Source organism: Amycolatopsis sp. CA-161197 (genome assembly GCF_050942255.1).
Taxonomy (GTDB): Bacteria; Actinomycetota; Actinomycetes; order Mycobacteriales; family Pseudonocardiaceae; genus Amycolatopsis.
Genome location: NZ_CP192059.1, coordinates 1,805,827 through 1,820,859 on the forward strand (window position 1 = coordinate 1,805,827; position 15,033 = coordinate 1,820,859).

14 protein-coding genes are annotated in these 15,033 nt (G+C 69.3%); 11 read left to right on the top strand and 3 right to left on the bottom strand.

All coding sequences use genetic code 11. The features are described 5' to 3' along the window. The first annotated feature begins 80 nt into the window (after positions 1-80). Positions 81-1,640 carry a long-chain-fatty-acid--CoA ligase gene (locus ACQPXB_RS08800; RefSeq protein ID WP_432850753.1) on the top strand — a complete coding sequence of 520 codons (1,560 nt, stop codon included), beginning with the start codon at positions 81-83 and terminating at the stop codon, positions 1,638-1,640. Next, the gene (locus ACQPXB_RS08805) at positions 1,640-2,179 is read left to right on the top strand and encodes a TetR/AcrR family transcriptional regulator (RefSeq protein WP_366579029.1); all 540 of its coding nucleotides are present in this window, start codon (positions 1,640-1,642) and stop codon (positions 2,177-2,179) included. Before ACQPXB_RS08800 ends, ACQPXB_RS08805 begins: the two co-directional genes overlap by 1 nt. Here the strand turns inward: ACQPXB_RS08805 and ACQPXB_RS08810 are convergent. Then, positions 2,176-2,577: a TIGR03618 family F420-dependent PPOX class oxidoreductase gene (locus tag ACQPXB_RS08810; protein WP_366579031.1), complete on the bottom strand. Its 402-nt coding sequence runs from the start codon at positions 2,575-2,577 to the stop codon at positions 2,176-2,178. The two genes, ACQPXB_RS08805 and ACQPXB_RS08810, sit on opposite strands and share 4 nt — an antisense overlap. A 50-nt stretch (positions 2,578-2,627) precedes the next feature. Here ACQPXB_RS08810 and ACQPXB_RS08815 point away from each other — a divergent pair, with 50 nt between their 5' ends. Further along, a complete protein-coding gene (locus tag ACQPXB_RS08815) occupies positions 2,628-3,032 on the top strand; it encodes a hypothetical protein (protein ID WP_432850756.1) in 405 nt (134 codons plus the stop codon). A gap of 1,138 nt (positions 3,033-4,170) precedes the next feature. Then, positions 4,171-4,752: an NADAR family protein gene (locus tag ACQPXB_RS08820; protein WP_366579034.1), complete on the top strand. Its 582-nt coding sequence runs from the start codon at positions 4,171-4,173 to the stop codon at positions 4,750-4,752. On the opposite strand, the gene ACQPXB_RS08825 is transcribed toward ACQPXB_RS08820, so the two are convergent. Continuing rightward, entirely contained in the window at positions 4,710-5,690 is a 981-nt protein-coding gene (locus ACQPXB_RS08825; RefSeq protein ID WP_366579035.1) for a Gfo/Idh/MocA family protein, read from the bottom strand. The two genes, ACQPXB_RS08820 and ACQPXB_RS08825, sit on opposite strands and share 43 nt — an antisense overlap. A gap of 98 nt (positions 5,691-5,788) precedes the next feature. Here ACQPXB_RS08825 and ACQPXB_RS08830 point away from each other — a divergent pair, with 98 nt between their 5' ends. The 4 genes from ACQPXB_RS08830 to ACQPXB_RS08845 are packed head-to-tail and all read left to right on the top strand — an operon-like array spanning position 5,789 to position 10,121. Continuing rightward, positions 5,789-6,751, top strand: coding sequence for an ABC transporter substrate-binding protein (locus ACQPXB_RS08830; protein WP_432850758.1), 963 nt, complete (start codon positions 5,789-5,791; stop codon positions 6,749-6,751). Further along, positions 6,738-7,631 (top strand): amino acid ABC transporter permease, encoded by an 894-nt coding sequence (locus tag ACQPXB_RS08835; protein ID WP_366579038.1) that lies wholly within the window; start codon positions 6,738-6,740, stop codon positions 7,629-7,631. The genes ACQPXB_RS08830 and ACQPXB_RS08835 overlap by 14 nt, the downstream gene beginning before the upstream one ends. Then, entirely contained in the window at positions 7,624-8,400 is a 777-nt protein-coding gene (locus tag ACQPXB_RS08840) for an amino acid ABC transporter ATP-binding protein (protein ID WP_366579040.1), read from the top strand. Before ACQPXB_RS08835 ends, ACQPXB_RS08840 begins: the two co-directional genes overlap by 8 nt. After that, the gene (locus ACQPXB_RS08845; RefSeq protein WP_432850761.1) at positions 8,397-10,121 is read left to right on the top strand and encodes an aminotransferase class V-fold PLP-dependent enzyme; all 1,725 of its coding nucleotides are present in this window, start codon (positions 8,397-8,399) and stop codon (positions 10,119-10,121) included. The genes ACQPXB_RS08840 and ACQPXB_RS08845 overlap by 4 nt, the downstream gene beginning before the upstream one ends. A gap of 37 nt (positions 10,122-10,158) precedes the next feature. Here ACQPXB_RS08845 and ACQPXB_RS08850 read toward each other — a convergent pair whose 3' ends face one another. Further along, a complete protein-coding gene (locus ACQPXB_RS08850) occupies positions 10,159-11,328 on the bottom strand; it encodes a macrolide family glycosyltransferase (RefSeq protein ID WP_432850763.1) in 1,170 nt (389 codons plus the stop codon). Between the two features lie 292 nt (positions 11,329-11,620). Here ACQPXB_RS08850 and ACQPXB_RS08855 point away from each other — a divergent pair, with 292 nt between their 5' ends. The 3 genes from ACQPXB_RS08855 to ACQPXB_RS08865 all read left to right on the top strand — a co-directional run bounded on the left by ACQPXB_RS08855 (position 11,621) and on the right by ACQPXB_RS08865 (position 15,001). After that, a complete protein-coding gene (locus ACQPXB_RS08855) occupies positions 11,621-13,183 on the top strand; it encodes an alpha/beta hydrolase (RefSeq protein WP_432850765.1) in 1,563 nt (520 codons plus the stop codon). A gap of 172 nt (positions 13,184-13,355) precedes the next feature. Continuing rightward, positions 13,356-14,270: an ABC transporter ATP-binding protein gene (locus ACQPXB_RS08860; RefSeq protein WP_366579047.1), complete on the top strand. Its 915-nt coding sequence runs from the start codon at positions 13,356-13,358 to the stop codon at positions 14,268-14,270. Then, entirely contained in the window at positions 14,267-15,001 is a 735-nt protein-coding gene (locus ACQPXB_RS08865) for an ABC transporter permease (protein ID WP_366579049.1), read from the top strand. The genes ACQPXB_RS08860 and ACQPXB_RS08865 overlap by 4 nt, the downstream gene beginning before the upstream one ends. Positions 15,002-15,033 lie beyond the last annotated feature (32 nt).

A 15,033-nucleotide genomic window follows, 5' to 3' on the forward strand; every position in this document is an offset into this window, starting at 1 on the left:
GCCGGGGTGTTGACGGCCGGGGTTTCGGCGTCGCACCATAGAGCACTCTATGGCGCTGGTGCCTGCGAAGGGAGCCACACGTGGCTGTCGACGACCGTCCCGACTTCCGCCTGCTGGGAGACGTTCTCGAACACTGGGCGCGCGAGCGGGGCGACGAGCCGGCGGTGACCTTCGGCGGCGTCACGCGGACCTGGGCCCAGTTCGACGACCGCGTGCGGCGGCTGTCCGCGGCTCTGGCGGCCGAAGGCGTCGGGCGCGGCGACCGGGTGGCGTTCGTGGACAAGAACCACCCGGCGTGCCTCGAGGTGTCCTTCGCCGTGGCGGCCCTGGGGGCGGCCAACGCGATCGCGAACTGGCGGCTCTCGCCGGACGAACTGGCTTACATTCTCGCGGATTCCGGTGCGGAGATCGTTTTCGTCGGGGCGGAGCTGCTGCCCGTTCTGGAGGGAATCCGCGACCGGCTGCCGGCTCTGCGGCGGTTCGTTGTCGTGGGCGGGGAATCCGACGCGTTCGAGGCGCTTGTCTCGGCCGGTGATGCGTCCTCTGTGGACTTGCCGCCGGTCGCCGAGGACGACGGTGTGCTCGTGATGTACACCAGTGGCACCACGGGCTTTCCGAAGGGTGCCGTGCTGACTCACCGCAGCGTGCTGACGCACGGCATCGCGGTGGGCACGGCGTTCCCCATGGCGGACGGCGACAAGAACCTCGTGGCCATGCCGCTGTTCCACGTCGGCGGAACCTGTTACGCCATCCTGGGTTTCCTCACCGGCCTGCCGACGATCATGACCCGCGAGCCGGACGCCCCGTCGTTGTTCGGCGCCCTGGCCGCGGGGGCGACGCACGCGTTCCTCGTGCCGGCGGTGGTCGGCGCGATCGTGCAGGCGGGCGAGCAGGCGATCGCCGGCTTCTCGCGCCTGAAGTACCTCGGCTACGGCGCTTCCCCGATGCCGCTTCCGCTGCTGCGCACGGCGCTGGCCGCGTGGCCGGACATGGAGTTCGTGCAGGTGTACGGCATGACGGAGCTTTCCGGCGCCGTCACCACGCTCGACGGCGCCGCCCACCGCGACGCGTCCCGCCCCGAGCGTCTGGCTTCGGCCGGCACCCCCGTGCCCGGCGTCGAGGTGCGGATCGTCGACCCGGCGACCCTGGAGGACGCCGACTCGGGCGAGGTGTGGATCCGCACGGACCAGCGGATGTCCGGCTACCTGGGCAAACCCGAGGCCTCCGCCGAGACGATCGTCGACGGCTGGGTGCGCACGGGCGACGTCGGCCGCGTCGACGACGGCGGGTTCGTGTTTCTGGAAGACCGCGTGAAGGACATGATCATCACCGGCGGTGAGAACGTCTATTCGCCCGAGGTGGAACGCGTGGTGGCCGAGTTCCCCGGCGTCGCGGAGGTCGCCGTGATCGGCGTGCCGGACGATCGGTGGGGCGAGCAGGTGAAGGCCGTGATCGCGCCGGTGCCGGGCGAGGTCCTCGACGTGAACAAGCTGCTGGAGTTCTGCCGCGAGCGCCTGGCCCACTTCAAGTGCCCGAGCAGCGTCGACGTCCTCGAAGCATTGCCCCGCAACGCCACGGGGAAAATCCTGAAGCGTTCTCTGCGCGAGCCTTATTGGCGGGATCGGGACCGCAACGTCTGATGGCCGCGGTGACCCGGGAACAGTACTTCGAGTCGGCTTTGGCGGTGTTGGCCGGCGACGGTTTCGCCGGCCTGAACGTCGGCCGTCTGTGCCGCGATTTGGGCGTGACCAGCGGCTCCTTTTACCACCACTTCGGCGGCTGGTCGGCTTTCGTCGAGGACTTGTTGGGCTTTTGGGAGAACCGGCAGGTTTTGATCCTTGCCTCGGGCTCGTTCGGCCAGTCCGGCCCCGCCGCCGATTTCGCGGCGTTGATGGAGCTCACCCTCGGCCTGCACCACAAGGCCGAAGCGGCGATCCGCGCCTGGGCCGCGAACGACGAAGCCGTGCGAGCCGCCCAGAAACGCGTGGACGACGCCCGCCTCCGAACCGTGGGGCGCGCCGTGAAGGGCCTGGTGGGGGACGCCGCCCTCGCCCGCACCCTCACCGCCCTCGGCCTGGCAATGCTCGTCGGGCACCAGCAGTTGGCCGCCGCCGGCGAGGACACGGATCTTGCCGCCCTGATCGCGGAGTACACCTGGCTGGTGCACGCCCGTGCCTAGGCGTTGCCGATGACCCGCCTGATCCGGATCTCCAACACAACCCGCTTGGGGTTGGGCTTCGGCTGCCGGTACCGCGCGGCGTACCGATCCTCCGCGTCCTTGACGGCCTCCGGGTCGTCGCGGAGGACCATTCGCCCTTCCAGCGTGGACCACACGGGCCCGTCGAGCTGACAGACCGCCGCCGCCACGCCGCCTTCACCCGCCGCCTCGGCCAGGCGCGCCTTGTGGGAGTCGGAAAACGTGATGACCCTGGCCACACCGGCCTCGAAGTCGACGGTGACCCCCACAGCCACGACGTGCGGCGTGCCATCCGGCCGGACTGTCGTGAGGGAGGCGAGCCTCCGCTCGGTCCAGAAAGCCCGGAACTCTTCGCCGCGGGTGCTGAGGTCGATCTCCATACGGGCCACGCTAGCTGGCGAGGCAGCCTCGGCCGGGTGGGGGTTGGGTTGTGGTTGTCGTGACGCAGTCAACGCTCGTCGTGACGATATCCTTCGGCTCGCCTACCGGAGAGGTGATCACCTTGGTCACGATGCAGACATCCACGGGCCTCAACGTGGAGAACCCGACCGGGGACAACGTCGCCGCCGTCATGGAGGTCTTGCCGCGCGGCGGCCACTTGATTCTTGATGGTGGTGTCGAGAACACCTATTGGCAAGTCTGGTACAGACCCAATGGGACTTACCAAGTTGAATACCGCGACGGTTCCCCTTCCCGCCATTATCAGACGCTGACTGTTTCCCGCGACAAGGTCATCATTGCTGGTGGCGGGTGGCTTGCCGGTGACGAGTCTTGGCTGCTGGAGTTCGCCTGGAAGAACATCGGCGACTGGTTCGAGGACGAGGCTGAAGGCTGACGGTCCCAGCCATCTGCTCGGCCGCGCGGACGCCGTTGCATCGGCAACACCCCACCCAAACGGCAGCGAAAACTCCTTCAACATCCTTTCCCCCGGCGGCCCCCCGATTCTTTACCTTCTCTACGGTGGTCGCTTTGTGTCAAGGTACTCTTTCCAGCCTTGACACAAAGTGAGCACCGTAGAACGATAGAAAAATCGGGGTGGTGATATGTGCATATCTTTTCCGCCGTTAGGCGGCTCTTTTCTCTTGTGGGTCCAAGATTCGCCTAACGGCGAAAAGACAAAAGCACTTGGCGAGAGCTCCCCGAAGCCGACAATTATGGCTACGGTTCGGGGCTGGTTGTCAAGGCTGGAAAGAGTACCTTGACAACCAGCCCCGAACCGCGCTGAGGCTTCTTGCCGGGGAGCCGGGTGGGGAAGGGGAGGGGGTGGGAGGTCTTCCGCAGTTGGGAGGGCCCGTTGCGTTTTGTTGTGGGGGAAGGTGTGGCTTGTGTGGTGGGGAACCAAGGGGGAGTGGGGAGGAGGGTTCTGTTTCGGAGGCCCCGTGGCGGTGGGTTGTGGGGTGGGTTGCTTCGCGAGGCGGGGCTGGGCGGCGTTGTGTTGTTGGTGGCTCGATCGGGCGGTCGGAGTGGGTCGGGTTTCGTGTGGGAGTGAGCCAACGCGCGTTGTCGAGGCAAGCCGAGACGCGATGTGAGGTGTCTTGCTTCGCGAGGCGAGGCGAGGCGAGGCTGGGCGGCGTCGTGTTGTCGGGCTGTCTCGCTCCGCCAGGCTTGGCTGGGTGGCGTGGTTGTTCTCTTCGCGAGGCGAGATTGGGTGGCCTTGAGTTGCCGGGCTCGGCCGCTTCGCGAAACAGGGATAGGTCAAATCGCGCTGCTGCCATGAGCCAAACGTCGCCGCCGGAGCAAGCCGAGTCGCATCGTCACGATGGGCCCGAACTGCGAGCGCCACACCGAATCAAGCACGCGCCCGGCAACCCCACAGCCACCGAACCCCACCAACAACCCCCACCCAAATCCCGCTCACCGACAACCCTCCATCCCCCATCCAGCCGCCCCCGATCCCCCAACCGCCCCGCCTCCAGTGCGCCAACCTGCGAAAACCCCGGGCAAAACTCCCCGCACTCGTTCACACTGTCCGTATGGGACCACAGCCGCGGACGTTCGATGAGCTCTGTCGTGCCTTGGACCGGGGGCGGCGTTTCAAGTACTTACCGTTCTGGGGGCACCGGCCCGAGCCCGGTGGGCGGATCGGGGCGGGCTGCCTGAGTCAGTGGTGGCCGGCGGGGTTCGAGGTGGGCGGGCGGATGTTCGCGACCGCCGAGCACTACATGATGTGGCGGAAGGCGATCCTGTTCGGAGACGAAGCCGCGGCGGAGCGGATTCACCAGGCGCGGCATCCGGGGGCGGCGAAGGCGCTGGGCCGCGAAGTAAGAGGCTTCAACGACGAACTGTGGAACGCCAACCGGTTCGACATCGTCGTGGAAGGGAACGCGGCGAAGTTCGGGCAGAACGCCGGGCTGGCCGAGTTCCTGGCGAACACGGGGGAGCGCGTGCTGGTCGAGGCGAGCCCGGTGGATCGGGTGTGGGGGATCGGGCTGGCGCCGGACGACAAGCGGGTGGGCGAGCCCCGCGCGTGGCGGGGGCTCAACCTGCTGGGGTTCGCGTTGATGAAGGTGCGTCAGGACGTGGGGACGCGCGGGCGCAGGCCGGCGGCTTCGTAGATCGCGTCGACGACGGTCATGGTTTCGACGGCGTCGGCGGGCGACGTCGGCACTGGCACGTCGCGCAACACCGCGTCCGCGAAGGCTTCCAGTTGGTAGGCGTACGAAGGCCGGTGGGAGAAGCGTTCCACTGAGCGGGAATCGCCGCGCCGGACGGACAGGCGGTGCCAGAACTGCGGTGACAGCGGGTTGATCGCCCGCAGCTCACCGCCGCTGCAGACCACGCGGGCGCTGATGCGCAGGACGTCCGACGACCAGAGTGAAGCGCGCACCCGGGCCGTCGCGCCGGAGGGGAAGCGCAGGGACGCGGTCATGGCGCGGTCGATTTCCGGGGAACGCAGCTTGGCGCGGGCGTCGACAACCGTCGGGGTCGCGCCGCCCAGAACGCGCGCCATGTGGACGGCGTAGCAGCCCGCGTCCATGGTCGCGCCGCCCGCGAGGGACAGGTTGTAGCGGATGTCCTTGAAGCGCGGCAGCGGGAAGCACACCGCGGTCTCGATGTGCTGCACCTCGCCCAGCTCGCCGGACGCCAGCAGTTCCTCCATGCGCCGCGTGAACGGGTGGTAGCGGTAGTGGAAGGCCTCCATCACCACGAGCCCGGCCGCTTCGGCCGCGTCGGCGACGAGGCGGGCCTCGGAAGCGTTGGCGGTGAAGGGTTTCTCGCACAGCACGTGCTTGCCGGCGGCCAGGGCGGCGAGGGTCCAGCGGCCGTGGAGACCGTTGGGCGTCGGGTTGTACACGGCGTCGATCGACGGGTCGGCGAGCAGCTCTTCGTAGCTCGCGTGCACCTCGGGGATGCGGTGCTTCGTGGCGAACTCGTGGGCGCGCGAGATGTCGCGCGCCGCGATGGCCGCGATGTCGACGTCCGGGTTCTCCCGGGCCGGCTTGAGCAGGGCTTCCGGGACGATGCCCGCGGCTCCGAGCACTCCGATGCGCATGATCGAACCTTAGCGGACCAGCGAACTTCAACTGCCTGTTGACCTCTTCAACAACCAGTTGTACCGTTCCGGCCATCACGATGCCCTGGAGGTCCCCGATGCCGTCGCCGTCCCGTACCCGCGCCTGGCAGGCCGCCCTGCTGACCGGTGCGCTCGCCCTCGTCACCGCGGCCTGCGGAGGTGGTCCCGACGGCGCCGGCGGCACGCAGCAGCCGGCCGGCGGGGGAGCCTCGCCCATCCCGGACAACACCGCGCTCATCGCGGCCGTGAAGCCGGACGCGCAGCTCACCGCCGCCCTGCCGCCCGCCGTCGCGCAGGCCAAGGCGCTGCACCTCGCGTCGAACATCCAGTCGGCGCCCAACAACTTCTACTCGAGCGACGGCAAGACGCCGATCGGCTACGAGGTGGACCTGGCGAAGGCGATCGGCGCGAAGCTCGGCGTCACGGTGTCCTACCAGGACATGGCCTTCGGCTCGCTGATCACGAGCCTGCAGTCCGGCCGCGTGGACCTGACCATGGCCGCGATGAACGACACCAAGGAACGCCAGCAGCAGATCGACTTCGTCGACTACTTCTCCTCCGGCATCACGATCATGGTCCGCAAGGGCAACCCCGACGGCATCACGGGCCCGGACACGTTGTGCGGCAAGAACGTCGCCGTGGTGCAGGGCACGAGCCACCAGAAGTTCGCCGCCGCGCAGAGCACGAAGTGCACGCAGGCGGGCAAGCCGGCGATCACCGTCACGGCCACCGACTCCGACACGCAGAACCAGAACCAGCTGCGCACCGGCCGCGTCGCCGCGATCCTCAACGACCTGCCCAGCGCCGTCTACATCTCGCGCACCGCGGGCGACGGCAAGTTCTTCGAGGTCGTGCCCGGCGCGCCGATCGAGGGCGGGCCATACGGCATCGGCTTCACCAAGACCAACACGAAGCTGCGCGACGCCGTGAAGCAGGCGCTGCAGGAGCTCGTCGCCGACGGCACGTACGGCAAGATCCTGCAGGCCTGGGGCGTGGAGCAGGGCGCGGTCAAGGAGGCGGCCGTCAATGGCGGGAGCTGAACCGCTGCCGATCGTCCGGCTGAAGCACTGGGGCCGCTGGGTCAGCGCGGTGGTCATCGTCGCCCTGCTCGTGCTGCTCGGGTTCGCGCTCGCGCAGGCCCAGATCGAGTGGGGCTCGGTGCCCGACTTCGTGTTCTACCGGGTGATGGCCGTCGGGCTGCTCAACACCGTGGTGCTCGCGGTGATCTCGCAGGCCGTGGCCATCGTGCTCGGCATCCTGATCGCCCTGTTGCGCCGCAGCGCCAACCCGGTGGCGAAGTGGTTCGCGGCCGCGTACATCTGGCTGTTCCGCGGGCTTCCGGTGCTGCTGCAGATCCTGATCTGGTACAACCTCGCGCTGATCTTCCCGACGATCTCGATCCCGCTGCCCTTCGGCGGTTACCTCGTCCACGAGCAGACGAACGTGCTGATCAGCGCGTTCACCGCGGCTCTGCTCGGCCTGGCGTTGAACGAGAGCGCCTACATGGCCGAGATCGTGCGCGCGGGGCTGACCAGTGTGGACGTCGGGCAGACCGAGGCCGCGAAGTCCATCGGCATGACACCGGGCGCGACCCTGCGGCGCGTGGTGCTGCCGCAGGCCATGCGCGTGATCATCCCGCCGACCGGCAACGACTTCATCAACATGCTCAAGGGCACGTCGATGGCGTCGGTGATCGGCGTGACGGAGCTGATCCACGCGGCCAACAACATCTCGTCCAACAACCTGCTGGTCATGGAAACGCTCATCGCCGCCGCGATCTGGTACATGGTCGTGGTGACCGTGGCCGGCGTCGGGCAGCACTACCTGGAACGCTCGTTCGGCGCGGCCGATCGCGGGCCCGCGGCGAGGGTGGGGAAGGCGTTGCGGGGGATGCCGTTGGTGAGGAGTGCCCGTGTCTGAACCTTCAGGGCCACTGCTGCGTGCGGTCGGCGTGCGCAAGAGCTACGGGAACACCGAGGTGCTCAAGGGCATCGACCTGGAGGTGCACCGAGGTCAGGTGGTGTGCTTGCTCGGGCCGTCGGGGGCGGGCAAGAGCACTTTTCTGCGGTGCCTCAACCACCTCGAGACCATCGACGCCGGGCAGGTCTGGGTCGACGGCGAGCCGATCGGCTTCAAGCTGCGCGGCGGGAAGCTGTACGAACTGCGCGAAAAGGACGTCGCTCGCCAGCGTCGCGACATCGGCATGGTGTTCCAGCGGTTCAACCTGTTCGGGCACCGGACGGCGCTGGAGAACGTGGTCGAGGGGCCCGTGCGCGTGCTCGGGACGAACCCGTCGCAGGCCCGCGCGGAAGCGCTCGAACTGCTGGACCGCGTGGGGCTGGCCCACCGCGCGGACGCGTACCCGGCGCAGCTTTCCGGCGGGCAGCAGCAGCGCGTGGCGATCGCGCGTTCGTTGGCGATGAAGCCGAAGCTGATGTTGTTCGACGAGCCGACGTCGGCGCTCGACCCGGAGCTGGTGGGGGAGGTGCTGGCGGTGATGGGTACGTTGGCGCGGGAGGGGATGACGATGGTGGTCGTGACGCACGAGATGGCCTTCGCCGCCGAGGCGGCCGACGAGGTGGTGTTCCTCGCCGACGGCGCGGTGGTCGAGACGGGCCCGCCCGAGACTGTGCTGAAGAACCCGGAGCACGAACGCACCCGCCAGTTCCTCGCGCGGGTCCTCTCGTGACGCGGATCTCGCCCCGGTACCTGCTGCAGTTCGACGAGCCCGCCGGCTACCTCGACTTCGCCCGGTTCGGGCCGCCGTCGCACGCGGTGCTCGACACCACGGCGAACCTGCTGGAAGCGGCGACGAAGGCCGGACCGTCCACTGTGGACGAGCTGATGCGCCAGGAGACGCGCGCGAAGGCGGCCGCGGCGCGGCTGTGCGGCAGCGACACCGACCACACCGTGCTGCTGCCGCACACCAGCCTCGGGTTGTTCCAGGCGGCGTTCAACTCCCGCGGCGAGGTGCTGGTCTCGGCGGGTGAGTTCCCGGCGAACACGTATCCGTGGGCGCGGGCTTCGCAGGCTGGGCGCGTGCACCTGCGTCGGCTGCCTGCGGGTTTTGTGACTCCCTCGCGGGTGGCCGAGGCCTTGACGCCTGAGACGACGGTGGTGTCGGTGAGTGCCGTCGACTTCCGCACCGGCTACCGCGCCGACCTCGCCGCGCTGCGCGAGGTGGTGGGCGACCGGCTGCTGGTCGTCGACGGGATCCAGGGCTTCGGTGTGATCGAGGCGCCGTGGGAGGTCGCGGACGTGCTCGTGGTCGGCGGCCAGAAGTGGCTGCGGGCCGGCTGGGGCACGGGCTTCGCGGTGCTGTCCGACCGCGCGCTGGAGCGCATGGACCCGATCCTGTCCGGCTGGACGGGCGCGCGCGACCCCGGCCTGTTCGACGACGAGATCCACCCCGCCGACACGACCGCCGCCGGCTGGTCGATCTCCAACCTCAGCCCCATCACGTCCGGCGCCTTCGCGGCGGCCCTGGAGCTGGTGGAGGAAGCCGGTGTCGGAGCGATCGCCGGCCGGATCGGCGAACGCGTGGACGCGCTGGAGGAAGTGCTGCTGTCGCTCGGCGCGACGATCGTGTCCGCTGTGGACCGTCGGGCGGGGATCCTGGCGTTCGAGCTGCCCGGCCACCCGGCGGAACAGGTGGGCGCGGCTCTGTCGGCGGCCGGCATCGCGGCGACGGTGCGGCCGGAACACGTCCGCCTTTCCCCGCACGCTTCAACGCCGGTCTCCGCCGCGGAGGCCGTCCGGTCCGCTGTGGACAGTCTCCTGCACCCGCGCACCACGGTGACCTTTCCGTCTGTGGTCTCGGGCGGCGCGACGCACGCGTTGCTCACTGCCCTGATCCCCGCCGTCGACGGGCTGGCCGCCATGCTGGGCCCCGGCAACGAGGTCCTGCTCCACGACCTGTCCCGCCTGCCGGACTCCATCGTCGCCATCGCGGGCGACGTCACCGGCCGCACCGTGGGCGGGCCCATGACCGACCTCCTGCTGGGCCTCGTCCGCCGCGGCACCACGCAGGACCTGACCAACTACCGCACCCACGGCCCGGACGGCCGCGCGATCCGCTCGTCCACCCTCTTCCTCCGCGACGCCGCCGGCGTGGCGGTCGGCTGCCTGTGCGTGAACAGCGAAACGTCGCCGTCCTCCGACACGGCCGCCGCGCGGCCCGAGACGTTCCCACCCGACGTCGACAGCCTGCAGCACTTCCTGGTCGAACGCGCCATCGGCAAGGCCGGCATCCCCGTGGACCTCATGAAGAAGCGCCACAAGGCCGCCGTCGTGCGCGAACTCGACGAGGCGGGGTTCTTCCTCATCAAGGACGCGGTCGACCACCTGGCCACCCACCTGGACGTGACCCGTTACACGATCTACAACTACTTGAACGAGATCAGAGCCTGAGTGCGGTGGGGTTCCCGGACGAACCGTTCCCCGACCCTCACTTCAAGAACGCCTCCACCGCATCAGCCGCCGCCGGAATGCCGCCGTGGGCGTGGATTTCCGTGGACAGCGACGACAGCCGCGCCGCCACCTCGGCGGATCCGGCGACCTCGTCCACCGCCGAACGCAACGACGCGGCGGTCACGTCCGCAGCCGACAGGTGCCGCCCCACGCCCAGCGTTTCCAGCTGCGCCGCGTTGCCGAACTGGTCGGCGGCCTGGGGGACGGCCACCGTGGGGACGCTGTACCACAGCGCTTCCGTGCAGCTGCCCATCCCGGCGTGGGTGATGAACGCCGAGGCCGCCGACAACACCGCCAGCTGGGGGACGCGGGACTGCACCTCGAACGACGGTGGCAGCGGGCCCAGGTCCGAAGCGGACACAAAAGCGCCGACAGACATCACGACGTGCCAAGGCGAGTCGGCGAAGGCCTCGACGCAGGCCCGGTACACCGGCAGCTGGTCGGTGAACGCTGTTCCGAACGACACCAGCAGCACCGGCTTCCCCGACGACGGCGGGGTCCACGTCTCGGCCAGCCGATCCGGTGACAGGCACGGGCCGACGAACTGCACGTGCGGCCCGACGCGCGAGGCGTGGGGCTGCATCGCGCGCGGGATGAGCGACAGCACCTGAGGCGGGTGCGAAAGCCAGGTCCACGCCTTCTCGGTCTCGCCGTTCTCCCGCAGCCACGCGGTCATCGTGCGGGCGTAGTCCACACCGGACGGTGAGGCCTTGATCGGGTCCAGCACCGAACTCATGTCCTCGTCGTAGCCCTCCCACGCCACGAGCGTCGGCGAGAGCTGCACGGCCGCCACCCCGTACCGGGACGCCAGCAGCGGGGCGCCGAGGCCGCCGATGTCGTAGAGGACCAGGTCGGGACGGTCGGCGTCGAACGTCGACAGGAGCAGTGGGTGCACGGCGATCGCCTCGTCCAGGAAGACGCGCATGGCGTCGGCCGGGTCGTCGGGCCACACGCCGGCCTCGCCGAGGGGCAGGAGGGTCGGGTGGGTGACGACGTGGGCGCCCGTGGGGGCGACCAGCGACTCGAGGGGTGAGCCCACCACGTAGCTCACCCGGTGCCCGCGCCGCACGAGCTCGGCGATGACGCCCAGGGACGGGTAGATGTGGCTCGGCGCGGTGCTGCCGACCATCACGATGTGTTCGCGCATGAAAGACGCAGGTCCTTTCCGTCAAAAGGGGGAGGACCCGGCGCGCAGGGAAGACGGCCGCGAACGCGCGGCCGTGAAGAGTCACGCCGGGGCTAGAGCTGCCGCAAGCGCTGGAAGATGGTCATGCCGGACACGGTAGCGGTGGCAGCGGACGGCGGCCAAACCGATTAGAGCGTCCACCTTTCGTAGGGACTATCGGGCAGAGCGGCCAGAACACCCGGCCGCACGCCGCCAAGACGACTAACGTCTGGCGGACCCGACAGACGAGAACCCCGACAGAGAAGGAACTCCCGTGAGACGTGCTGTCTTCGCGGCAGTCGCCGTCGCGACGCTGGCCTCGCTGGTCACCGTGCCCGTCGCGTCAGCGGCGCCGGCCACCGCCCCCGCCGCCTACACCCCGCCGCCCGTGGCGTGGGGGCAGTGCGACAACGCCGGCCTCAAGGCGGCCGGCGCCGAGTGCGGTTTCGTGACCGTGCCCCTGGACTACAGCAACCCGGGTGGCCAGAAGGCGCAGCTCGCCGTCAGCCGCATCAAGCACAAGACCCCGGACGCGCAGTACCAGGGCGTCATGCTCACCAACCCCGGTGGCCCCGGCGGCTCGGGCCTGACGCTCTCGCGCGTCGGCGCCAACGTGCCCAACCACGCGGGTGACGCCTACGACTGGATCGGCTTCGACCCGCGCGGCGTCGGTTCGAGCAAGCCCGCGCTGTCGTGCGACAACGGCTACACGAGCTTCGACCGGCCCTCGTATGTCCCGCTGACGCCGAGCCTCGAGAAGACGTGGCTCAACCGCGCCAAGGGCTACGCCGAGGACTGCGCCAAGAAGAACCCGAAGGCGCTGCTCGACAACCTGAAGACCACCGACTCGGTGCGCGACATGGACTCCATCCGCGCGGCCCTGGGTGCCGACCAGATCAACTTCTACGGCTACTCCTACGGCACCTACCTCGGCCAGGTCTACGGCACGATGTTCCCGCAGCGCGTGCGCCGCATGGTGCTCGACTCGACGGTGGACCCGCGCAACGTCTGGTACCAGGCGAACCTGAACCAGGACGTGGCGTTCGACCGCAACCTCAACATCTGGTTCGGGTGGCTCGCCAAGTACGACAGCACCTACCACCTGGGCAAGACGCAGGCCTCGGTGAAGGCGACCGTCGACCGTGAGCTGGTGAAGCTCTCGCTCAAGCCCGCGGGCGGCCAGATCGGGCCCGACGAGCTGACCGACGTGATCCAGCAGGCCAGCTACTACCAGCTGACCTGGCTCGACGTGGCCGACGCGCTGTCGGCGATCGTCACGAAGAACGACCCGTCGCTGGTCAAGGCCCTGTTCGAGTCCGACAGCGACAACGGTTACGCCGTGTACCTCGGCGTGCAGTGCACCGATGTGCAGTGGCCGACGAACTGGAACCAGTGGCGCCTCGACAACTGGAAGACGTTCCTCAAGGCGCCGTACTTCACCTGGCAGAACGCCTGGTTCAACGCCCCCTGCGTCTACTGGCCCGCCAAGGCGAGCAAGCCCGTGCAGGTCGACGGCAAGGGTGTGCAGAGCGTGCTGATGATCGACGAGACGCTCGACGCGGCCACGCCGTACGAGGGCAGCCTCGAGGTCCGCAGCCGCTTCCCGGGCGCGTCGCTGATCGCGGAGCCGGGTGGCACGAGCCACGCCATCACGCCGCGCGGCAACGCGTGCGTGGACACCAAGATCGCGGACTACCTGGCGACCGGCGCCCTGCCGGCCCGCAAGCCGGGTCGCACGGCCGATGTCGAGTGCGCGCCGCAGCCGCAACCGGCCCCGTCGGCGTCCGCGCAGGCGAAGGCCAAGGCCGACGTGCTGCCGCTGCTGGGTCACCTCTGACCAGCTGAAACACCGGCTCGAAGCGCCGGGTGGGGACCATCCCCGCCCGGCGTTTCGGCGTTTCAGGGGCTTGATCAAACAACTTCGTCCTTCGTAGGGCTTTTCATTGCAACGAGGTTTGTGTTACAAAGTTCCCCAGCAGGTTTGCAACGCAAAGTCGATGGGGGACGGGATGAGTGAGGCGTTCAGTCTGAGAGGCCTGACGAAACGGTTCGGGCCGGTGCACGCTGTCGAGGGGCTGAGCATCGAGGTCAGCCGCGGCGAGGTCGTGGCGCTGCTCGGCCCCAACGGCGCCGGCAAGTCGACCACCATCGACATGCTGCTCGGGCTCACGCGGCCCGACGAGGGCGAGGTGCGGGTGTTCGGCGGCGACGCGCGGGCGGCCGTCGACGCCGGGCGCATGGCCGCGATGGTGCAGAACGGCTTCCTGCTGCGCGACACCACGCCGGCCGAGCTCGTCGGGCTGATGCGCTCGATGTACCGCGACCCGCTGCCGGCCGCGGAGGTCTTCGAACGCGCCGGCATCACGGATTTCGCGAACCGCCGCTGCGGCAAGCTTTCCGGCGGCCAGCTGCAGCGCGTGCGCTACGCGCTGGCCCTGGCCGGCGACCCCGAGCTGCTGGTGCTCGACGAGCCGACCGCCGCCATGGACGTGGACGGCCGGCGCTCGTTCTGGGCCTCGATGCACGAGTTCAGCGCGGGCGGCCGCACGGTGCTGTTCGCCACGCACTACCTGGCCGAGGCCGAGGATTTCGCCGACCGCGTGGTGCTCGTGCGCCACGGCCGCGTCGTCGCCGACGGCTCGGTCGCCGAGGTCCGCGCCGCCGTGTCCGGACGTGTGCTGCGGGCCGTGGTGCCGGGCGCGAGCGAGGCCGAGCTGGCCGCGCTCGCCGGGGTCACGACCGCACGCCTTCAGGGCGGCCGCGCCGAGCTGGCGTGTGCCGACTCCGACCTGGCGATCCGCGCCCTGCTCACCACCTTCCCGGACGCGAGCGACATCGAGATCACCGCCGTCGGCCTGGAAGAAGCGTTCCTCGCGCTGACGGGCGACGAGCACACCGACGAGCCGGAAGGAGCCCTGCGATGAACCTCGTTTACCTGCGCCTGGAGATCCTGCGCATCGTGCGCAGCCCGCAGTTCGCGCTGTTCACGATCGCCGTGCCGCTGGGCATGTTCCTGCTCTTCGGCGGCCTGTTCGGCGACTACGTCGGCCCGGACGGGCTGAAGGCGAGCACCACCACGATGATCAACATGGGCGCGTACGGCGCCTTGAGCGGCGCGTTGTTCACCGGCACGCGCGTGGCCACCGAACGCACCGACGGCTGGCAGCGGCAGCTTCGTCTCACGCCGATGCGCGCGCCGGACTACGTGTTCGTGAAGATCGCCTCCGCCATGGCGATGGCTTTGCCGGTGCTCGTGGTGATCTTCGTGGCCGGCGCCCTGCGCGGGGTCGACCTGACGGCCACGCAATGGGTGCTCACCGCGGTGGCGCTGTGGCTCGGGGCCCTGCCGTTCGCCGTGCTGGGCCTGCTGCTCGGGCTGTTCGGCAAGGGCGACACGGTGGGCGCGATGACCGGCGCGCTGATGCTGCCGCTCGGGGTGTTCGGCGGGTTGTGGATGCCGCTGTCGATCATGCCGGCCTGGATGACCACGATCGCGCACTTCGTCCCGACCTACTGGCTCGGCCGCGTCGGCACGATGCCGGTGGGCGGTGCGAACGGTCTCGGCCTCGCGGTGGCGGTGCTCGCGGCGTGGCTCGTCATCCCTGCGCTCGTGGTGGTGCGGCGGTTCCGGTTGGACACGGCCAAAGTCGGTTGACGTGTTAACTTCCGTGCTGCATGTGGGGTCAG